This window comes from Paraburkholderia lebeckiae, from assembly GCF_050436225.1.
Taxonomy (GTDB): domain Bacteria; phylum Pseudomonadota; class Gammaproteobacteria; order Burkholderiales; family Burkholderiaceae; genus Paraburkholderia; species Paraburkholderia tuberum.
On the sequence record NZ_JBNDLU010000002.1, the window covers coordinates 4,288,342 to 4,308,819 of the forward strand.

General features: G+C 62.9%; 20 protein-coding genes and 1 tRNA gene. 14 read left to right on the top strand and 7 right to left on the bottom strand.

The window, feature by feature from the left end; all coding sequences use genetic code 11:
• Positions 1-28: 28 nt before the first annotated feature.
• Positions 29-1,252: a Do family serine endopeptidase gene (locus tag OKW45_RS34445; RefSeq protein ID WP_429473235.1), complete on the bottom strand. Its 1,224-nt coding sequence runs from the start codon at positions 1,250-1,252 to the stop codon at positions 29-31.
• 19 nt (positions 1,253-1,271) lie between these two features.
• Between OKW45_RS34445 and OKW45_RS34450 the strand changes: the two genes are divergently transcribed.
• The 8 genes from OKW45_RS34450 to OKW45_RS34485 all read left to right on the top strand — a co-directional run bounded on the left by OKW45_RS34450 (position 1,272) and on the right by OKW45_RS34485 (position 7,940).
• On the top strand, positions 1,272-2,018 hold the full coding sequence (locus OKW45_RS34450) for a Nif3-like dinuclear metal center hexameric protein (RefSeq protein WP_026225715.1): 747 nt from the start codon (positions 1,272-1,274) through the stop codon (positions 2,016-2,018).
• A 220-nt stretch (positions 2,019-2,238) separates the two neighbouring features.
• Positions 2,239-2,859 (top strand): ubiquinol-cytochrome c reductase iron-sulfur subunit, encoded by a 621-nt coding sequence (petA, locus tag OKW45_RS34455; protein WP_090802072.1) that lies wholly within the window; start codon positions 2,239-2,241, stop codon positions 2,857-2,859.
• Positions 2,859-4,238 (top strand): cytochrome b, encoded by a 1,380-nt coding sequence (locus OKW45_RS34460; RefSeq protein WP_018420082.1) that lies wholly within the window; start codon positions 2,859-2,861, stop codon positions 4,236-4,238. Before petA ends, OKW45_RS34460 begins: the two co-directional genes overlap by 1 nt.
• Positions 4,239-4,261: 23 nt before the next feature.
• Positions 4,262-5,017, top strand: coding sequence for a cytochrome c1 (locus tag OKW45_RS34465; protein ID WP_026225716.1), 756 nt, complete (start codon positions 4,262-4,264; stop codon positions 5,015-5,017).
• Between the two features lie 95 nt (positions 5,018-5,112).
• Complete coding sequence (locus OKW45_RS34470; protein WP_006052302.1) at positions 5,113-5,724, top strand: glutathione S-transferase N-terminal domain-containing protein; 612 nt, start codon at positions 5,113-5,115, stop codon at positions 5,722-5,724.
• 67 nt (positions 5,725-5,791) lie between these two features.
• Positions 5,792-6,289 carry a ClpXP protease specificity-enhancing factor gene (locus tag OKW45_RS34475; RefSeq protein WP_429473237.1) on the top strand — a complete coding sequence of 166 codons (498 nt, stop codon included), beginning with the start codon at positions 5,792-5,794 and terminating at the stop codon, positions 6,287-6,289.
• 19 nt (positions 6,290-6,308) lie between these two features.
• A tRNA-Thr gene (locus tag OKW45_RS34480) sits at positions 6,309-6,384 on the top strand.
• A 431-nt stretch (positions 6,385-6,815) separates the two neighbouring features.
• Positions 6,816-7,940, top strand: coding sequence for a methyltransferase (locus OKW45_RS34485; RefSeq protein ID WP_429473239.1), 1,125 nt, complete (start codon positions 6,816-6,818; stop codon positions 7,938-7,940).
• A gap of 15 nt (positions 7,941-7,955) precedes the next feature.
• Here the strand turns inward: OKW45_RS34485 and OKW45_RS34490 are convergent, their stop codons facing one another.
• A complete protein-coding gene (locus tag OKW45_RS34490; protein WP_429473241.1) occupies positions 7,956-9,227 on the bottom strand; it encodes a TIGR03862 family flavoprotein in 1,272 nt (423 codons plus the stop codon).
• Positions 9,228-9,669: 442 nt separating this feature from the next.
• Between OKW45_RS34490 and OKW45_RS34495 the strand changes: the two genes are divergently transcribed.
• The gene (locus OKW45_RS34495) at positions 9,670-9,879 is read left to right on the top strand and encodes a DUF1059 domain-containing protein (RefSeq protein WP_018420089.1); all 210 of its coding nucleotides are present in this window, start codon (positions 9,670-9,672) and stop codon (positions 9,877-9,879) included.
• Between the two features lie 135 nt (positions 9,880-10,014).
• Here OKW45_RS34495 and OKW45_RS34500 read toward each other — a convergent pair whose 3' ends face one another.
• Complete coding sequence (locus OKW45_RS34500; RefSeq protein WP_026225718.1) at positions 10,015-10,335, bottom strand: type II toxin-antitoxin system HicA family toxin; 321 nt, start codon at positions 10,333-10,335, stop codon at positions 10,015-10,017.
• 363 nt (positions 10,336-10,698) lie between these two features.
• Here OKW45_RS34500 and OKW45_RS34505 point away from each other — a divergent pair, with 363 nt between their 5' ends.
• Positions 10,699-11,541, top strand: a complete 843-nt coding sequence (locus OKW45_RS34505) for a class I SAM-dependent methyltransferase (protein WP_018420091.1) — start codon at positions 10,699-10,701, stop codon at positions 11,539-11,541.
• Positions 11,542-11,561: 20 nt separating this feature from the next.
• Here OKW45_RS34505 and OKW45_RS34510 read toward each other — a convergent pair whose 3' ends face one another.
• Positions 11,562-12,116 (bottom strand): DUF1415 domain-containing protein, encoded by a 555-nt coding sequence (locus OKW45_RS34510; RefSeq protein ID WP_018420092.1) that lies wholly within the window; start codon positions 12,114-12,116, stop codon positions 11,562-11,564.
• Positions 12,117-12,174: 58 nt separating this feature from the next.
• Positions 12,175-12,822 (bottom strand): TetR/AcrR family transcriptional regulator, encoded by a 648-nt coding sequence (locus OKW45_RS34515; RefSeq protein ID WP_429473243.1) that lies wholly within the window; start codon positions 12,820-12,822, stop codon positions 12,175-12,177.
• A gap of 153 nt (positions 12,823-12,975) precedes the next feature.
• Between OKW45_RS34515 and OKW45_RS34520 the strand changes: the two genes are divergently transcribed.
• Together OKW45_RS34520 and OKW45_RS34525 are read left to right on the top strand one after the other, a co-directional pair.
• Complete coding sequence (locus OKW45_RS34520) at positions 12,976-14,259, top strand: MFS transporter (RefSeq protein WP_018420094.1); 1,284 nt, start codon at positions 12,976-12,978, stop codon at positions 14,257-14,259.
• Positions 14,260-14,451: 192 nt separating this feature from the next.
• The gene (locus tag OKW45_RS34525) at positions 14,452-15,045 is read left to right on the top strand and encodes a nitroreductase family protein (protein ID WP_018420095.1); all 594 of its coding nucleotides are present in this window, start codon (positions 14,452-14,454) and stop codon (positions 15,043-15,045) included.
• Between the two features lie 103 nt (positions 15,046-15,148).
• On the opposite strand, the gene OKW45_RS34530 is transcribed toward OKW45_RS34525, so the two are convergent.
• Complete coding sequence (locus OKW45_RS34530; protein WP_429473245.1) at positions 15,149-16,642, bottom strand: MFS transporter; 1,494 nt, start codon at positions 16,640-16,642, stop codon at positions 15,149-15,151.
• Between the two features lie 188 nt (positions 16,643-16,830).
• Here OKW45_RS34530 and OKW45_RS34535 point away from each other — a divergent pair, with 188 nt between their 5' ends.
• On the top strand, positions 16,831-18,081 hold the full coding sequence (locus OKW45_RS34535) for an Hsp70 family protein (RefSeq protein WP_018420097.1): 1,251 nt from the start codon (positions 16,831-16,833) through the stop codon (positions 18,079-18,081).
• 134 nt (positions 18,082-18,215) lie between these two features.
• Here OKW45_RS34535 and OKW45_RS34540 read toward each other — a convergent pair whose 3' ends face one another.
• Entirely contained in the window at positions 18,216-18,419 is a 204-nt protein-coding gene (locus tag OKW45_RS34540) for a cold-shock protein (RefSeq protein WP_007180251.1), read from the bottom strand.
• A gap of 429 nt (positions 18,420-18,848) precedes the next feature.
• Between OKW45_RS34540 and OKW45_RS34545 the strand changes: the two genes are divergently transcribed.
• A complete protein-coding gene (locus OKW45_RS34545; protein WP_429473247.1) occupies positions 18,849-20,444 on the top strand; it encodes an APC family permease in 1,596 nt (531 codons plus the stop codon).
• The last annotated feature ends 34 nt before the right edge of the window (positions 20,445-20,478 follow it).

Genomic DNA, 20,478 nt, shown 5'->3' on the forward strand with positions numbered 1-20,478 from the left:
TCATTGCGTGGAATCGCGGCATTTAGCTTCAGCCGCCTTCGTCATCCGGCTGATCGCCGCCGCCGTTGTCGTCTTCCGTCTGTTTCGGCGGCGGCGGGCGTTTGCCGATCTTCACGTCGAGATCGATCTGATGACCTTTGCGCACCAGATGCACTTTCGCCGCCGTACCGGGCTTGATCTGCGCGATCACGTTCAATAGACGCGTGGTATCGGTGATCGCCTGGCCGTTTACGCTCGTCAGGATGTCGCCGGGCTTGATGCCCGCGCGGTCGGCCGGGCCGCTTTTCAGCACGCCCGCGACAATCGCGCCCGACTTCTGATCGAGCCCGAACGACTCCGCGATTTCCGGCGTTACGTCCTGCGGTTCGACGCCGATCCAGCCGCGCGTGACCGTTCCGGTCGTAATGATGCTCTCGAGCACGCTGCGCGCGGTCGACACCGGAATCGCGAAGCCGATGCCGAGCGAGCCGCCCGAGCGCGAGTAGATGGCGGTGTTGATGCCGAGCAGGTTGCCGTTCATGTCGACGAGCGCACCGCCCGAGTTGCCGGGGTTGATCGGGGCGTCGGTCTGGATGAAGTTTTCGAACGTATTGATGCCGAGATGGTTGCGGCCGAGCGCGCTGACGATGCCCATCGTCACGGTCTGCCCGACGCCGAACGGATTGCCGATCGCGAGTACGACGTCGCCGACGCGGGTCTGGTCCATCCGGCCGAGCGTGATGGTGGGCAGATTGGTCATATTGACCTTGAGCACGGCCAGATCGGTTTCAGGGTCGATGCCGATGACCTTCGCGCTGGCGGTGCGGCCATCGGCGAGCGCGATTTCGATCTGATCGGCGCCGTCGACGACGTGCTGGTTCGTTAGAATGTAACCTTCCGAACTCACTATCACGCCTGAGCCGAGATTCGAGGCAGGCTGCTCCTGCTGCTTGCGATTGTTCCTGTCGCCGAAGAAGTAGCGGAACAGCGGATCTTTGGCGCGCGGGTCGGGAGGCAGCGAGCCATCCTTGCTGGAGAACACGTTGACGACCGCGGGCATGGCCTTTTGCGCCGCTTCGGCATAGGACGTTTCGGCATGGCCAGTGCCGATGCCCGGCGCCACTTCCCGTAGCGCGACGATCGGTTCGGCGAGTTGTCTGCCGAATTGTCCTTGACGCTGCAGCCAATGCGGTTTGAGGGTCGCAATGATGAACATCAGCGCCAACAGCACCGTCACCGCTTGGGCAAATAACAGCCAGAAGCGTCTAAGCATCTGAAGACTAGAGGTCTATATGGATCGGATTGAACTTGAATTGTACTTGAACAATCTCCTTGAAACCGCGCGCTTCAAGGACTATTGCCCGAACGGATTGCAGGTCGAAGGACGCCGCCGGATCAACAAACTCGCGACCGGCGTGACCGCGTCGGTGGCCTTCCTGGAGGCCGCGCTCGACTGGGGCGCGGACGCCGTGCTGGTCCATCACGGCTACTTCTGGCGCAACGAGGCACCGCAGATAACCGGCCGCAAACATGCTCGTTTGAAGCTGCTGCTCGCCAACGACCTGAACCTGTTCGCCTACCATCTGCCGCTCGACGATCATCCCGAGTTCGGCAACAACGCGCAGATCGGCGAGAAGATGGGCTGGATCAGCGACGCGCGTTTCGGCGACAACGATCTGGGCTGGCTCGCCACGCTGCCGATGCCGATCACGCTGTCGCACCTTACCGCGGAAATCGAGCAGACGCTGGGCCGCACGCCGCTCGTGTTCGGCGATTCGGATATGGAACTGCGCCGCGTCGGCTGGTGCACGGGCGCCGCGCAAGGCATGTTCGACGCGGCGATCAACGCGGGTGTCGACGTCTACGTGACCGGCGAGGTATCCGAGTCGGTGATGCATACGGCGGCGGAAAGCGGCGTCGCATTTCTGGCAGCTGGCCACCACGCGACCGAGCGCTTCGGCGTGCAGGCGGTGGGCAAGCATCTGTCCGAATCGTTCGATATCGAACATCTGTTTATCGATATCCCCAATCCCGTTTGAATTGCGAATTGCATTAACGAAGAAAAACGCAGGAATACCGCAGAAGGCACTTAAAAGGGGGCACGAAAAAGTTTGCGATCGGTACGGACAAACCCTGAGTTATCAAGGGCTTCGCACGGTTTTTGGCAATCGGCCCTTGTAAATGGCGACTCCATTCGAGCAAACTAGCGGCGGTAGAAGCGACGTGAAGGAAAAATCCAACTCAGAAGTGGGGCGTGTAATGCGAGACAAAGAAGAGGAACGCGTCGATGGCAGCCGCCGTAACTGGCTGGTAGCGACGACCGTAGCAGGCGGCATAGGAGGTGTTGCCGTTGTCGTACCCTTTGTTAGTTCGTTTGCACCATCCGAAAAGGCCAAGGCCGCAGGTGCCCCGGTCGAGGTCGATATCAGTGGTCTGAAGCCCGGCGACATGATGACGGTCGCCTGGCGTGGCAAGCCGGTGTGGATCATCAACCGCACGGACCGCATGCTCGCCGATGTTCAAAAAGCCGACAGCCAGGTAGCGGACCCCCACTCGCTGAATCCGTTCTCGATGCCGCTGCCGGACTACTGCAACAACGAATTCCGTTCACGCGCCGAGAACAAGCATCTGCTCGTCGCTGTTGCCGTTTGCACGCATCTGGGCTGCACGCCGACGCCGCGCTTCCAGGAAGGCCCGCAGCCGAATCTCCCCGACGACTGGCCCGGCGGCTTCCTGTGCCCGTGCCACGGCTCGACCTACGACATGGCCGGCCGCGTCTTCAAGAACAAACCCGCTCCGCAGAACCTCGACATCCCGCGCTTCATGTTCACGTCGGCGACGGCCCTTGTGATCGGGAAGGACGAAAAAGGAGAAGCGTAATGGCGAGCGAACACGAAGTAGAGACGACCGGGCTGGCTGGTTGGATCGACCAGCGCTTCCCGATGACTGCTACGTGGAAGAAGCACGTTTCCGAGTACTACGCGCCGAAGAACTTCAACTTCTGGTACTTCTTCGGTTCGCTTGCGTTGCTGGTGCTGGTCAACCAGATCGTCACCGGCATATTCCTGACGATGAACTACAAGCCCGACGCGACGCTCGCGTTCTCGTCGGTCGAGTACATCATGCGCGAAGTGCCGTGGGGCTGGCTGATCCGCTACATGCACTCGACGGGTGCGTCGATGTTTTTCGTCGTCGTGTATCTGCACATGTTCCGCGGGCTCATGTACGGCTCGTACCGCAAGCCGCGCGAGCTCGTGTGGATTTTCGGCTGCCTGATCTTCCTGAGCCTGATGGCCGAGGCGTTCTTCGGCTATCTGCTGCCGTGGGGGCAGATGTCGTTCTGGGGCGCGCAGGTGATCGTGAACCTGTTCTCGGCGATTCCGTTCATCGGGCCGGATCTGTCGCTGTGGATTCGCGGCGACTACGTCGTGTCCGACGTCACGCTGAACCGCTTCTTCGCGTTTCACGTGATCGCGATTCCACTGGTGCTGGTCGGCCTCGTGATCGCGCACCTGGTCGCGCTGCACGAAGTCGGCTCGAACAACCCCGACGGCATTGAGATCAAGGCCAAGAAGGGCCCGGATGGCGTGCCGCTCGACGGCATTCCGTTCCACCCGTACTACTCGGTGCACGACTTCATGGGCGTGGCGATCTTCCTGTTGATCTTCGCCGCGATCATCTTCTTCGCGCCGGAAATGGGTGGGTACTTCCTTGAAGCCAACAACTTCATCCCCGCGAATCCGCTGCAGACGCCGCCGGAAATTGCGCCTGTGTGGTACTTCACCGCCTTTTATGCGATGCTGCGCGCCACCACCGATCCATTCAAGATCGTGCTGATGATCGTCATCGCGCTACTCGGGTTGCTGGCGCTCGTGCGCGCGCGCGGCAAGTGGAAGCTCGGTCTGCCGGTGCTTGCGGTGCTGGTGATCGTCGCGATGGTGTTCACCGAATCGAAGTTCTGGGGCGTCGTAGTGATGGGCAGCGCGGTGATTTCGCTGTTCTTCCTGCCGTGGCTGGACCGGTCGCCGGTCAAGTCGATCCGCTACCGGCCGTTCTTCCACAAGGTTTTCTTCGGGATCTTCGTGATCGCGTTCCTGACGCTCGGCTTCCTCGGCACGCGACCGCCGTCGCCGGCCGCGACGCTGATCGCCCAGATCTGCGCGCTGATCTACTTCGCGTTTTTCCTCGGCATGCCCTTCTGGACGCGGCTTGGCAAGTTCAAGCAGCCGCCCGAGCGGGTGCGGTTCAAGCCTCACTAATCGCGAGCCAGGAGAACATGAAGATGAAAAAACTGCTTTCGATGTGCGCGCTGGTCGGCGCGACCGTGCTTGCGCTGTTGGCCGCTCCGGTTCACGCGGACGAGAATTTCCCGCTCGATCGCGCCCCGGACAACACGAACAATTTCGCTTCTTTGCAGCACGGCGCGCAATTGTTTGTAAACTACTGCCTGAATTGCCACAGCGCGAACCTGATGCGCTACAACCGCCTGACCGATCTCGGCATCACGCCGAACGAAATCCAGGCGAACCTGCTGTTCACCACCGACAAGGTCGGCAACACGATGACCGTGGCGATGCGCCCGGAGGATGCGAAAGGGTGGTTTGGGGCGACGCCGCCGGATCTGTCGGTGGAGGCGCGGGCGCGCGGCACGGACTGGCTTTACACGTATCTGCGGAGTTTTTACCGCGACGATACGCGGCCGACCGGCTGGAACAATCTGGTGTACCAAAACGTGAGCATGCCTCACGTGCTGTGGCAGCTTCAGGGGCAGCGCGCGGCGAAATTCGGCGACGAGACCGACGAAAAAACCGGCGAAAAAGTACACAAATTCCTCGGCTTCCAGCAACTGACTCCGGGGACGATGTCGCCGGTAGATTATGATTCTGCTGTGGCCGACCTCGTGTCGTACCTGTCATGGATGTCCGAACCGACGCAGCAAACCCGCAGGCAACTTGGCGTGTGGGTGCTGTTGTTCCTCGGTATCCTGAGCTTTTTCGCCTGGCGACTGAACGCCGCGTACTGGAAACATATCAAATAATCACGCCGCTACATGGCGTGGGGCCGGCGCCAGGAAAAACCTGCTGAACGGTTTTTCCGCGCGCTGGCCCTTCAGCTTTTTGAGGAAACGTAAACATGATGGTTCTGTATTCCGGCACTACTTGCCCGTTCTCCCAGCGTTGCCGGCTGGTGTTGTTCGAAAAGGGCATGGACTTCGAGATCCGCGACGTCGACCTGTTCAACAAGCCGGAAGACATCGCCGTGATGAATCCGTATGGTCAGGTGCCGATTCTCGTCGAACGGGACCTGATTCTGTACGAATCGAACATCATCAACGAGTACATCGACGAGCGCTTCCCGCACCCGCAGCTGATGCCGGCCGATCCGGTCCAGCGCGCGCGTGCCCGCCTGTTCCTGCTCAACTTCGAGAAAGAGCTGTTCGTTCACGTCGGCACGCTCGAAAATGAGAAGGGCAAGGCAGCGGAGAAGAATCACGAGAAGGCGCGCCTCGCGATCCGCGATCGCCTGACGCAGCTCGCGCCGATCTTCCTGAAGAACAAGTACATGCTCGGCGAAGAGTTCTCGATGCTCGACGTCGCGATCGCACCGCTGCTTTGGCGCCTTGACCACTATGGTATCGAGCTGTCGAAGAACGCCGCGCCGCTGATGAAGTACGCCGAGCGCATTTTCAGCCGCCCGGCTTATATCGAAGCGCTGACGCCGTCGGAAAAGGTGATGCGTCGTTGAGTTTGGCTTTGGAGCGCGTACGCCGCATCGCTTCGATGCGGCGTACGCGCCCGCAAGAGGACTGCTGATGCAAGAGATTTCCACGAAGCCCTATCTGTTGCGCGCGCTCTACGAGTGGTGCACGGATAACGGCTACACACCGCATATCGCGGTCCGCGTCGACAATCAGACGCGCGTGCCCCGTCAGTTCGTGCGCGACAACGAAATCGTGTTGAACATCAGCTTCGAGGCGACCAGCCAGTTGCAGATGGGCAACGAGTGGATCGAGTTCAACGCGCGCTTCTCCGGCAAGTCGCACAAGATCGAGGTGCCGATCGCCAATATCCTCGCGATCTACGCGCGCGAAAACGGCCAGGGAATGGCGTTCCCGGTCGAATCGGCGGGCGGCGAGGCTCAGGATTCGGGCGCGGATGCCGCGGACGAAGCTGACACGCCGACGGCTCCGCGCGCCGTCGAAACCGCCCCAGCCGACCCGGCCGTGGCCACCGACGCCGACGACAAACCGCAGCCCGACGACGATGGCTCGAAAGGCGGCGGAAGGGCTCGCCTTAAGATCGTGAAATGAAGTAGAATCACGGCCTCATGCCGGCTTAGCTCATCAGGTAGAGCGCTTGACTTGTAATCATGAGGTGGCGGGTTCGAGTCCTGCAGCCGGCACCAGATTGCTTTATCAGCAGTAACTGCAAATGCTAGAAAACCCCGTCGAAGCACACGCTTTGGCGGGGTTTTTCTTTTTTCGGTGGAAATCGGCCGGATCGTTTCTGATGCCGATCACCGAAGCCTTGGCGGGCTCGCTTGCGACGAGGGTTTCACGCACGTCAAAACGTGCGAGGGGCAGCGTGAGGTGAGCCCCGCGATGGCTCAAAAATCACGATATCTCTTTCACCTTGTCGATTGTGGATATTATTGTCTACTTTCGCTGCGTCTAGACTCACCTCATCACCGTCACCAATTCATGCCGCGTCGCGGATCCGCACGGCGGCGGTACGGTACTATTCGGGCGTCGCCCGGGATGGCGGGCCGCCGCCGGACATTCCGGTCCGCTGCCGCGGTCCACGTCGCCGACGACGTCACATCGACTCCATTGCACCATGACCAGCCCCGCAACTCTCACCTGGCCAGAAGCCGACGGTCCGCGCACCGCACGCTGGCGTTCCGAGGCGGCCGTGCCGCCGCCGAAGCGCGTCGTCGTCGCCGACGACCGCACCACCGCCGATTCGGCCTACCGCCTCGCCTGCGAAGGCACCGCGCTGCTGTGGCGCGGCGACTTCCAGAACGCGCGCCAACTGCTGCAGGCCGTCACGCGCCGGCTCGAACGCAAGCCGCGCAAGCAGGGAGCGACACCGCTCGACGCGTTCAACCTGCATCGGCAGGCGCAGTCGCAGCGCGCGCGCACGCTCGGCATGATCCTGATTCCGCTCGATGCCGACTACACCATTCCGCTGCATCGCGCGCCCGACGTGCGGCAGGCCTGCATCGAAGCTTATGGACCGGCGACCGGTGACGCGTCCGTCGTGTCGTTGCGCGAGTTGCTCGGTTTGATCGGCGCGCACGAATGGCGCAAGAAGGGCGTCGAGATTGCGGCGCTCGGCGAGCGCATCCATCCGCACTACGGTGTGTTCTCACCGGTGCGCGGCGAGTACGTCGATCTGGTCGCGCGCACGCCGCTGCCGTCGCTGGAGCTCGCGTTCGATATCGGCACCGGCACCGGCGTGCTGGCCGCGCTGCTGGCCCAACGCGGCGTGCGCAAAATCGTCGCGACAGACCAGGATGCGCGCGCGCTTGCGTGTGCTCGTGAAAATCTCGCACGACTTGGTTTCGCCGAGCAGGTTGAGATCGTGCAGGCCGATCTGTTTCCGGACGGTCGCGCACCGCTCGTCGTCTGCAATCCGCCGTGGGTGCCGGCGCGGCCCGCGTCGCCGCTCGAATACGCGGTCTACGATCCGGACAGCCGCATGCTGGTCGGCTTCCTGAACGGCCTCGCTGATCATCTGACGCAGGGCGGCGAGGGCTGGCTGATCATTTCGGATTTCGCCGAGCACCTTGGGCTGCGCACGCGCGAGTGGCTCCTCGCGGCGATCGAGCACGCGGGGCTCAGTGTCGTGGGACGCGAGGACATTCGTCCACGGCATCCGAAGGCCAGCGATCAGAACGATCCGTTGTATGTTGCGCGAGCGGCCGAGGTCACGTCGTTGTGGCGGCTCAAGGTGCGGTGATGGCGACTGCGCGCGTCACGCCGACGTGCCGTGCGCTTCCAGATACGCGCATGCGCCCCGGCCAGCGACCAGCCCGCTGGCAAAGCAGGCGGTCAGCAGATAACCACCAGTCGGCGCCTCCCAATCGAGCATTTCGCCCGCGCAGAATGCGCCGGGCATCCGGTCGATCATCAGATGCGCGTCCAACGCCTCGAACGGGATTCCGCCCGCCGTACTGATCGCTTCCTCGATTGGTCGCGCGCGCAGCAGTCGGATCGGCAGCGCCTTGATCGCGTGGGCCAGGCCGCGCGCATCGGCGAATGCTTCTTTCGACAGAATCTCGTGCAACAACGCCAGCTTGACCCCGCCGATTCCGATTCGCCCGTGCAGATGGCTCGCAATCGAGCGTGAGCCGCGCGGCCGCGTCACTTCCTCAACGACTCGCTCGAGCGGCAAGCCTGGCGCGAGATCCAGCGCGATCGTGACCTCGCCGCCGGCGAGAATTCGCTCGCGGATCGGCGCCGACAACGCGTAAATCAGGCTCCCTTCGAGGCCCGTTTCGGTCAAAAGTATTTCACCTTGTCGATTGTGGACTTTTCCGTCTACGCCGGTGAGGGAAATCGCGACCGTCTTGATCGGCTGACCTGCGAAACGCTCGCGCAGATACGGGCTCCAGTCCGCGTCGAAGCCGCAGTTCGCGGGACGCAGCGGCGTCACCGGCACGTCGCGCGACGTCATTAGCGGCACCCACGCGGCGTCGGAGCCGAGACGCGGCCAACTGGCGCCGCCGAGCGCGAACACGACCGCGTCGCAGCTGACCGTCTGCTCGCCGTCGGGCATGTCGAAGCGCAACGCGTGGGCGGCACCGTCTTCGGATGTTGACGCCCAGCCGCTCCACTTGTGACGCATATGAAACTGCACACCCGCTTCGCGTAGCCGATGCAGCCACGCGCGCAGCATCGGCGCGGCCTTCATGTCGGACGGAAATACGCGCCCCGAACTGCCGACGAACGTCTCGACGCCCGACTCGCGCAACCATGCGCGCAGCGCGTCGGGACCGAACGCGTCGAGTAACGGCGCGATGCGCTCGCGGCGCGAGCCGTAGCGCCCGAGAAACGGCGTGGGGGCTTCCGAATGCGTGATGTTCATGCCGCCTTTGCCCGCCATCAGGAATTTGCGGCCGACCGACGGCATCGCGTCATATACGTGGACTTGCACGCCGCGCCGGGCAAGCGTCTCGGCGGCCATCAGGCCGGCGGGGCCGCCGCCGATCACGGCGACGCGGGCGGAATCGAGCGGGAATGACATGCGGTTCAGCGGATCAACGGGGAGAAAAGGCGGTGCGCCGCGGTGACCGAACGGATATGCGGTGCGAAGGGCGCTATTGTTACACCGCGCGCGGCGCGCGGCAAACGCCGACGAACTCTGTCGAACTGTGCTGGGTACTGGCAAATAGGCGGCTATTCGGCCCGGCGACCGGGCTCGATTGCCCCAGACCGGAAAATACTGGATTCAGTCTTTCTCCCGGCCGTTGCGCATCGCGTTCACCGCTTGGCTCGCGCCGCACACGACCTATACTTTTCAAACACCTTCCATCAGTCGCCGTTCGCGTCGTTTCTCGCGTTAATCCCCAATCACGTCACTTCCGACGCAGCCGCTGCGGCGCGCTTCACTGCCGCGCGCCGGCAGCCGAGGCGCATCGCCTGTCGAATCGGTGGAAGGGTCGATCATCTGGTTCAAGGAGATTGCCATGACCCGCAAATATATCGACTGTCGCGAGTTTCCGAGCGAAACGAACTGCACTGTCGCGCTATCCGCCGACAGCGACGGCGAACTGCTCGAAGCCGCGGTCCAGCATGCCGTCAGCGTTCACAAGCACGCGGATTCGCCGGAGCTGCGCGAGCAGCTGAAGACGCTATTTCATGAGGGAACGCCGCCCGTCGAGGCGCCGCACGCTTGAGACACCCGTGGAAGGGGAGTGTGGAAGCCCGCGTCGCGAGCGGCATACAGCCGCCCGCGTGCGGGCGTGTTGCAGCAGTCTTGTCGTGACACGAGAAACGCGATACCAAGCCAATCTAATCAGGATGCCGACGCGCTAACCCGGATAGGCCTCATCGACCTTCAGCCCGGCGAGCTTGAAGATCACCCGCAACGTCTGCGGCTTGATGTCGCGTCGCGACGCGAGCGTCGTCATCACGAAGTCGAGGACCTTGGCGTACTTGAGCATCGTCAGGCAGGTCTCTAGGTCGACGTTGCCGTCGCGCATGACCTCGGCAAGTCGCAGCATTTCCGTGGAGATGTCGCGAGCCATCTCCAGTTCGAGTTGCTGTTTCTCCGACCACGCCGGCGCGGCGGTGAGCTTCGCCAGCATTTCCTGAAACTTCTGTTCGACATTTCCGTTGGGTACCGTATCCATTGCCGCCTCTTCTGTGATCATCCGAGCGCGCGACCCGTTGCAAAGCCGGCCGCTGCTGGTTACGTAATGTTCGGCCCTTGTTGCGGGACCGCTCTCCCCACATGCATCCGGTTCGCGTGTCCGGTTGCACGGCCGGACAGCCTCCTGTTTTCTCAGCCGGCGCTCAAGCTGTTTTCAGCCATTATCGAGACACTTCCGCGCAACGCCTTTCGAGCAGGAAGTGTTCCTAGTCGACCGCCTGTCTCCCGTGGTCCGGGCGGCGTACTGGCTGGGATTGCTGCACTTTGGGTAAACTGGCAGCAACCTTTCTCTTTTTCCGTCATCTGTCGCACGTTCGCACTGCAATTGATGGCGACCCATACGATGTCCGGCAAAACCCACGAAATCCGTCCCAACCAGTCCGTCGAACTGCTCAAAGAGCTCCACATCCTCACGCGCGACGGCAAGATGAATCAGGACAGCCGTCGCAAGCTGAAGCAGGTCTACCATCTGTTCCAGTTCATCGAGCCGCTACTCAAGGAGCTGAAGGACCAGCAGGGGGCGCTGACGCTCGTCGATCACGGCGCGGGCAAGTCATACCTCGGTTTTATCCTGTACGACCTGTTTTTCAAGGAGTTTCAGGACGTCGCTGGTGGGGCTTCGCACATTTACGGCATTGAAACGCGCGAAGAGCTGGTGACGAAGTCAGAAGAGCTGGCGGCGCGGCTCGGCTTCAAGGGGATGTCGTTTCTGAATCTGTCGGTGGCGGAGTCGATCACGTCGACGCGGTTGCCCGCCGAAATCGACATCGTGACCGCGCTGCACGCGTGCAATACCGCCACCGACGACGCGATCCGTTTCGCACTCGAAAAGCACGCGAAGTACATCGTCGTCGTGCCGTGCTGCCAGGCCGAGGTAGCCGGCGTGCTGCGGCAGAACAAGGGCAAGGCTCTGAAGACCGCGCTGACGGAAATCTGGCGGCATCCGCTGCACACGCGCGAATTCGGCAGCCAGATCACGAACGTGCTGCGCTGCCTGCAGCTCGAAGCGCATGGCTATCAGGTCAGCGTGACCGAGCTGGTCGGCTGGGAACACTCGATGAAAAACGAGTTGATCATCGCGCAATACAAGGACCTGCCGCGACGCCGGCCCGCTGAGCGGCTCGGCGAAGTGCTCGACGCGCTCGGGCTCGATGCGCTGAAGGAGCGATTTTTCGTGCCGGCCTGAGGCGCGGCTGGGCGCTTCACTTAGCGCTTCATCAACGCATCCCAGCCCGCGAGGCCAATGCGCCGCAGCGTTTCCTGATTGCGCTCGTAGATCTCTTCCGCGTCGGGAAAGGCCTGCACGGCTCGCTCGATGCTGTCTTCCCGCAGCAGATGCAAGATCGGATAGGGCGCCCGGTTCGTGTAGTTTTCGATATCGTCGGGCTCGCTGCCTTCGAACTGGTAATGCGGATGAAAGCTCGCGATCTGGATGACGCCTTCGAGCCGTAGCTGCTGGACGAGCCGGTCGGCGAAGAACAGGCAGTCGTTGAAGCCGAGAAAGTCGTCGAACGCGCGCGGCAGAATCAGCAACGTCGTGTCGATGGCGGCGGGGTCGGCGGCGACGAGGGTCTGCAGTTCGGCTTCCAGGTCGGTCAGCACCGCTTCGAGCGTGTGCGCTTCGCTGACCGCATAGCGAATCTGCCCCTTCACATGCGCGGCCTTCGCGAACGGACACAGGTTCAGGCCGATCACGGCCTCCGTCAGCCAATGACGGGTCGCGGCGATAACGGCATCGTGGGATTCGGCGGGCAACGGCATGGCGGACGGATGTGACGGGAAAACGCGCAATTCTAAAGGACCCGGCTGACGGACTGGCTCAGCGAACCGGCTTCTCCGCGCAAGCGGCCGCAATCAACTGCGCGGCGACTTTCGGCGCGGCGAGGATCGGCCCGCAGCCCGGCCCGTAAGTCTGGCTCGCCGCGTACACGCCCTCGATCAGCAGACCGAGCCCATCGGCCAGCGCTTGCGGATCGCCGGCGCCGGCCGCCGTCGACAGTTCGACGAGGCGCGCCATCAGGCGCTGCTTGTTGCCGAACACGAACTGCCGCGCCGGATGCGCGGTATCCGAAAACTCCACCGACACATTCACGAACGGGCAGCCGCGGTAATCGCCGACCGAGGCGCGTACCGCGAGGTCGTCGAAGAACTGCCGAAGCTGCTTCGCCGGCTCGCCCCGATGCTTCTCGAAGCTCTTCTCGACGTAGCGGAAGAACTGCTCGTCCTTCTGCTCCAGATACGCCATCACGAGCTCGTCCTTCGACGAAAACTGCCGGTACAGACTCATCTTGTTCACGCCCGCGCGCTCGACCACCGCATCGACGCCGACCGTGCGCACGCCCTCGCGATAGAACAACTCGCTGGCCGCGCGCAGCAGATGCAGCTGCGCCTGCGGCCCGGCGGTCTGCGCGCCGCGCGCGCGCCGCGCACGAGTACGAGCGGGCTTGGGGGTTTCGCTGTCGGACATGGCAAGTCACCCGAATGAGATTGACGCCTTGACATGTTACTGACCAGTAACTAAGATCGCAACACTATTGTGACCGATCTGTCACAAGTCATTCACCGGGGCCGTAATAATACGAACGGCGCGGCCACTGGGGCCGCGTCGATGGGAGAACCAATGAACTGGGCTGCGCGACTGATAGGCGGGCGTTTCCATTACGGCTGGTTGACCGTCGCCGTGGTGTTCCTGGTGTTGCTCGCGGCTGCGGGTACGCGAGCGACACCGAGCGTGATGATGGTGCCGCTCGAGCACCAATTCGGCTGGAGCCGCGCGACGATTTCGCTCGCGATCTCGGTGAACATCGCGCTGTACGGGTTGATGGGGCCGTTCGCGGCCGCCGCGATGCAGCGCTTCGGTGTGCGCCCCACGCTGCTGAGCGCGCTGGGCACCATGGCTGCGGGTGTCGCCCTGTCGTCGCTGATGACGCATCCGTGGCAAATGGTGCTGATCTGGGGCGTGATGGTCGGCGGCTCGACCGGAGTAGCGGCGCTGTCGCTGTCGGCGACGGTCGTGACGCGCTGGTTCACGACGCGCCGCGGTCTCGTGATGGGTATCCTGACCGCCAGCTCGGCGACCGGCCAGTTGGTGTTTCTGCCGCTGCTCGCGGCCATTGCCGAGCATTACGGCTGGCGTCAGGTCGTGTGGGTCGTCGCGCTCGCGGCGGGCGTCGTGATTCCGCTCGTCGCCTTCCTGCTGCCCGAGCATCCGGCCAGCATGCAGCTGCGCCCGTACGGCGAACCGCACGACGCGCCCATCACGACGACCGTCACCAGGCAGAATCCGCTCGCGATCGCATTCGGCACGCTCGCGTCGGCGAGCAAAACGCGCGACTTCTGGCTGCTGTTCTTCAGCTTCTTCATTTGCGGCGCGAGCACCAATGGCTATGTCGGCACCCATCTGATCGCGATGTGCGGCGACTACGGGATGACCGAAGTGCAGGGCGCGTCGTTGCTCGCGGCGATGGGCGTGTTCGACCTCTTCGGCACGACGATGTCGGGCTGGCTGTCGGACCGCTTCAATAGCCGCGTGCTGCTGTTCTGGTATTACGGGCTGCGGGGGCTGTCGCTGATGTATCTGCCGCACGCGTTCGGCATCGACTTTTTCGGACTGCCGCTGTTCGCGGTGTTCTACGGTCTCGACTGGATCGCCACCGTGCCGCCGACCGTGCGTCTTGCGACCGACGTCTACGGCAAGGAATCGGCGCCGATCGTGTTCGGCTGGGTGGTCGCGGGCCACCAGCTCGGCGCGGCGTTCGCGGCGCTCGGTGCGGGCATGCTGCGCGCGAGTCTTGGCACCTACACGGTCGCATCGATGATTTCCGGCGGCTTGTGTCTGATCGCCGCGGTGATCGTGCTGCGCATCAACCGCCCTGCCAAGGTACCGACGCCGCAGGCAATCTGAGGCGCCTCGCGCGCCGCGCGGATTCACCGTCAGCGAAGCATCGGCACACGGCCCCATAACGGGGCCGTGCGCATTTTCTCAGCCAGCACGCATAGCGCCGCGCCGCAACTTGGAGCGCGCACCGAAAGCCCGTTATGCTATGTGGCCTCGGGCAGCCGCCCGACGATCATGAATTTCTACCGAGAGAAGCGCATGGCCACCAAACCCGCCTCAACCGAAGTTGCCATTCACGAGCTGATTGCAGGCCGCTGGAGCCCTCGCGCGTATTCGAGCGAGCCGGTGAGCCGCGATCAGTTGCGAGCCGTGCTAGAAGCGGCGCGCTGGGCGCCGTCTTCATATAACGCGCAGCCCTGGCGTTTTGTCGTATTCGATCGCAGCGTCGACGAAGTCGCATTCAAGAAGGCTTTCGCCACGCTAGTGCCGTTCAACCAGGGCTGGAATGCGCCCGCGCCAGTGCTGATCGCGGTGACCGCGCACACACTGACCAACAAGGGCGACGTAAACCGCTGCGCGTTCTACGACGCCGGCGCGGCGGCGATGGCGCTGGTGCTGCAGGCGCACGCGCTCGGCCTCGCCGCGCACCAGATGAGCGGCTTCGACGTGAACGCGTTCCGTACCACCTTCGAATTACCAAAGGACGTCGAGCCGATCGCGATGATTTCGCTCGGCCATTACGGCGACGTCGACAAACTGGACCCGGTCCTGCGCGAACGCGAGAAGGCGCCGCGTCAACGCGCGGCGCTCGCGGAGATCGCGTACGCCGGCGCCTGGAAGAAGGCGTTCTGAGTGATGGATTTGCTGCGCTTGCCGCGCGATTTCGCGTAAAGCGAGGAAAGCAGGCGATGAGCAACGAAGCAGTCAGGCACGCGCGGCACGGTCCGCGCGTTTTTCATGCAGCGCCGTCCATGCCGTTCTCACCATCCGTCACGCTCGACAGCGGCGCGGCCACATGTTCGAGCGACTTGCGCTCCGCGTCGACACCCCAGATCGCCGCGACGAGCGCCGCCGCGAGCATCAACGCCGAGCCGACCAGATAGCCCGAAAACACCTCGCTGCGCTGATGCGTATCGATCAGCCGACCGAAAAACGCCGGCCCGATGATGCCGCCGAGCGCGGTGCCGAACGCATAGAAAACCGCGATCGCGAGCGCGCGGATTTCGAGTGGAAACGATTCGCTCACGGTCAGATACGCGGAACTCGCGGCCGCCGACGCAAAGAAGAAAATGACCATCCAGGCGACCGTCTGCGTGACGACGCTCAGCAGTTGCTGCTCGAACAGATAGCCTGACAGCGTCAGCAGGATCGCCGACATCGCGTAGGTCGCGGCGATCATCTTGCGTCGGCCGATCACGTCGAACAGCCGCCCGAGCACGAGTGGCCCCAGGAAATTGCCGAGCGCGAAAGGCAGCAGATACCAGCCGATGTCGTCGCCCGGCACGTGATAGAAGTCGGTGAGGACGAGCGCGTAGGTGAAAAAGATCGCGTTGTAGAAGAATGCCTGCGCGGTCATCAACGTGAGACCGACCAGCGCGCGGCGCCGGTGCACGTTGAACAGCGTGTGGAACACCTCGCGCAACGGCGTATGGTCGCGCGCGCGCAGTCGCAGCCGCGTGAGGGCGTCGTCGGCGAGCGTGTGGCCGGCGTCGCGAAAACGCGTCTCGATGCCTTCGACGATCGTGCGGGCGTCGCGCTCGTCGCCGTGCGTGAGTAGCCAGCGCGGGCTTTCGGGTATCCAGATGCGCATCGGCAGGATCGCCAGCGCGAGCACCGCGCCGATGAAAAAACACGCGCGCCAGCCCCAGTCGGAAGGCAGCAGGTGCGGATCGAGCAGCACCAGCGAGCCCGCGGCGCCGAGCCCCGCGCCCACCCAGAACGTGCCGTTGATGCCGAGGTCGGTCCAGCCGCGCACGCGTGCCGGCGTGAATTCCTGGATCGTCGAGTTGATCGCCGTGTATTCGCCGCCGATACCCGCGCCGGTCAGGAAGCGGAACAGCATGAAGCTCGTCAGATTCCACGACAGCGCGGTCGCCGCGGTCGCGGCCAGATAGAGCGTCAGCGTGATGAAAAACAGCTTGCGGCGGCCGAGCCGGTCGGTCAGCCAACCGAAACCGAGCGCACCGAGCACCGCGCCGGCAATGTATGCGCTGCCCGCGAGGCCGACCTCGGCATTCGAAAAGCGCAGCGCCGGGCTGGTTTTCAGCGCGCTCGCGACCGCGCCGGCGAGCGTCACCTCAAGGCCGTCGAGCAGCCACGTCACGCCGAGCGCGACCACGATCAGCGTATGAAAGCGGCCCCACGGCAGACGGTCCAGCCGCGACGGCAGATCGGTTTCGATCAGCGTGGCATGCTGGTCATCGACGGCGGCGGTGGGCGGCACGCTCATGACGCGAAGTCTCCTCGATGGCGAAATGGGACGGCATATCCGGTCGGACGCCGCAAGATCCATTCCGCGCCATGATTTCTAACGATCTTGCGGACGTCCCGTCAGCTTCAGTTGATGCTGACGGAGTTTTCGTGATACAAAGCCGCTCCCCTTTCTGTGCGCGCCAGCCGTGAGCGGCCATTCCTGCCATGAACTATTGCGCGATTGACTTCGGTACTTCCAATTCGGCCGTCGCGGTTCCGGCCGGCCCGCAGCTGAAGCTGGCGCCGGTCGAAGGCGCGTACACGACGCTGCCCACCGCGGTCTTCTTCAATACCGACGAACACACCAGCGAGTTCGGGCGCGCGGCGCTCGCTGCTTACATCGACGGTTTCGACGGCCGGCTGATGCGCTCGATGAAAAGCATTCTCGGCTCGCCGCTCGCCGAGAATACAACCGATCTCGGCGACGGCAGTGCGATCAAGTACACCGAGGTGATCGCGACGTTCCTGACTCACCTGAAACGCGCGGCCGAGGCGAGCGCCGGCGGGGCGATCGACCGCGCGGTGCTGGGCCGCCCAGTGTTCTTCGTCGACGACGACCCGCGCGCCGACCAGATGGCGCAGCAACAGCTCGAAGCCGCCGCGCGCACGGCCGGCTTGCGCGACATCCACTTTCAGTATGAACCGATCGCGGCTGCGTTCGACTACGAATCGCACCTGAGCGCCGAGGGGCTCGTGCTTGTGGCGGACATCGGCGGCGGTACCTCGGACTTTTCGCTCGTGCGAGTGGGGCCGGAACGGATGAAGCGCGTCGAGCGCAAGGACGACGTGCTCGCGCACCACGGCGTGCACGTCGCGGGTACGGACTTCGACCGCCGCGTCGAACTCGCTACGATACTGCGTGAACTGGGCTACCAGTCGCTCGATCCGCAAGGGCGCGAAATCCCGAACCGGATTTATTTCGATCTCGCGACCTGGCACCTGATCAACACCGTCTACACGCCGAAGCGCGTCAGCGAACTCGCGCTGATGCGGCACCTTTTCACGGAGACGAAGCACCACGACCGGCTGATGCGCGTGGTCGAGCAGCGTTTCGGGCACGCGCTCGCCGCCCACGCGGAAGAGGCCAAGATCGGCGTGGCGGCGGGCGGCGAGACCGTAATCGATCTCGAGCAAGTGGAAGAGGATCTGCGTCTCGCGTTCGACGAAGCGCAGCTCGTCAAGGCAGGCGAGGAAGAAACGCGACGCATCGTGCAGGCCGCGCGCGATACGGTGCAGGCGGCGGGCGTCGCGCCGCGCGATGTCGACGCGATCTATTTCACCGGCGGGTCGACCGGCCTCGCGTTTCTGTCGGGCGCGCTGGCCGCGGCGTTTCCAGACGCGCAAGCGGTGTTCGGCGATCGTCTCGCGAGCGTGGCGACCGGCCTCGGTATTCATGCGCGGCGTGTATTCGGATAATCCCGGATAATCAACAAATAATCCGCCGCGAATTGCGAAGTCACGCGAAGTTAATCGGTGCATTCAGATTGGCCGCCGTAATAAAAAACCCCGCCGAGGCGGGGTTTTTTTGCGTCCAGAAGGAAGCGCGGAGCTTACACCGGCTTGATGTTAGCCGCTTGCTTGCCCTTCGGGCCCGTCTTCACTTCAAACGTGACCTTCTGGTTTTCTTGCAGCGTCTTGAAGCCTTCCGTGCGAATTTCCGAGAAATGCGCAAACAGATCTTCACCGCCGCCGTCCGGAGTGATGAAGCCGAAGCCCTTAGCGTCGTTGAACCACTTGACGGTACCGGTTTCCATATTACTTTTTCCTAAAAAATGGTGAATAAGGCCGAAGCCCGGGTGCATGAAAATCAAGGAAGGGGGTAATGGGACCAACCGGAGTACCGTTGATGGGCGAACTACGAAAGAACCACTTCACTCGCCACTTGAAATCCTGCCCGAACGTTATACGGCGAATTCGGACGAAGGTCAACAGTCTAGACGAAACTTTGCCGGACTTATCCGAAATTTTCTTACAAAGCTTGCGCAGGGGGCCAACTTTTTGTTAGGGGAACCCTTAGTTCGGCTGCGGTTTCGCTGCAGCAACACGGTGCAACCGTTAAACTACGCGCCGCGCGTCGGTTGCACCTGTTCCGCATATGGACGCGCTTACATGCGCGTCACCCCGTTTCCCCCGCCACAAGCGATGTCACGCGGTGCCGACATGGTTCTGATTTAGGAGAAGAAGTGAAAAGTTCTATACAACGGAACATCGGGCCATTCGCGCTGATGCTGACCGGTCTGGGCTCGATCATCGGATCGGGCTGGCTGTTCGGCGCGTGGAAGGCTGCAAAAATCGCCGGTCCGGCTGCGATTTGCGCATGGATCATCGGTGCGGTCGTGATTCTCGCGATTGCGCTGACCTACGCGGAACTCGGTGCGATGTTTCCGGAATCTGGCGGGATGGTGCGCTATGCGCGCTACTCGCACGGCGCGCTGGTCGGTTTCATCAGCGCGTGGGCTAACTGGATCGCGATCGTGTCGGTGATCCCGATCGAGGCCGAAGCATCGATCCAATATATGAGTACGTGGCCCTATCCCTGGGCGCGTGCGCTGTTCGTCGACGGGTCATTGACGACCAACGGCCTACTGCTGTCCGCCGGGCTCGTCATCATCTATTTCCTGCTCAACTACTGGGGCGTTAAGCTATTCGCGCGCGCCAACTCGGCGATCACGATCTTCAAGTTCCTGATCCCGGGCGCAACGATCCTCGGCCTGATGATGACAGGCGTTCACACTGAGAACTTTGGTCAGACGACCACGTTCGCGCCGTACGGCTGGTCGGCGGTGCTGACCGCGGTCGCGACGAGCGGCATCGTGTTCGCGTTCAACGGTTTCCAGAGCCCGATCAACCTGGCCGGTGAAGCGCGAAATCCGGCCAAGAGCGTGCCGTTCGCGGTGATCGGCTCGATTCTGCTCGCGCTCGTGATCTACGTGTTGCTGCAGATCGCATACATCGGCGCCGTGAATCCGGCCGACGTGATGAAGGGCTGGAGCCACTTCAGCTTTGCTTCGCCGTTCGCGGAACTGGCGATTGCGCTGAACCTGAACTGGCTGGCGATCCTGCTGTACGTCGACGCGTTCGTGAGCCCGAGCGGCACCGGTACGACCTACATGGCGACCACCTCGCGCATGATCTACGCGATGGAGCGCAACAACACGATGCCGAAGATGTTCGGTAACGTGCACCCGTTCTATGGCGTTCCGCGCAACGCGATGTGGTTCAACCTGCTCGTCTCGTTCATCTTCCTGTTTTTCTTCCGCGGCTGGAGTTCGCTCGCGGCGGTGATTTCGGTCGCGACCGTGATCTCGTACCTGACCGGCCCGATCAGCCTGATGGCACTGCGCCGCGCGGCAACCGATCTCGAGCGCCCGCTGCACATCGCCGGCATGAAGGTGATCGCGCCGTTCGCGTTCGTCTGCGCGTCGCTGATCCTGTACTGGGCGAAGTGGCCGCTGACCGGCGAAATCATTCTGCTGATGGTCGTCGCGTTGCCGGTGTATTTCTACTTCCAGGCGAAGTCGGGCTTCGAGGGCTGGGGCCGTGACTTGAAGGCTGCCTGGTGGCTGGTCGCGTATCTGCCGATCATGGCGATCCTGTCGCTGATCGGCAGCAAGGAGTTTGGCGGCTTCGGCATTCTGCCGTATGGCTGGGACATGCTCGCCGTGATCGCCTTCTCGTTGGTGTTCTACTTCTGGGGCGTGAACAGCGGCTATCGTTCGGAGTATCTGGACGAGCGGCTCGTGCACGACGAAGTGCTCGAAGGTGTCGGCGCGCATTGAGCGCCGGTCGAAACCGAAGATCCGCTCGACGCGG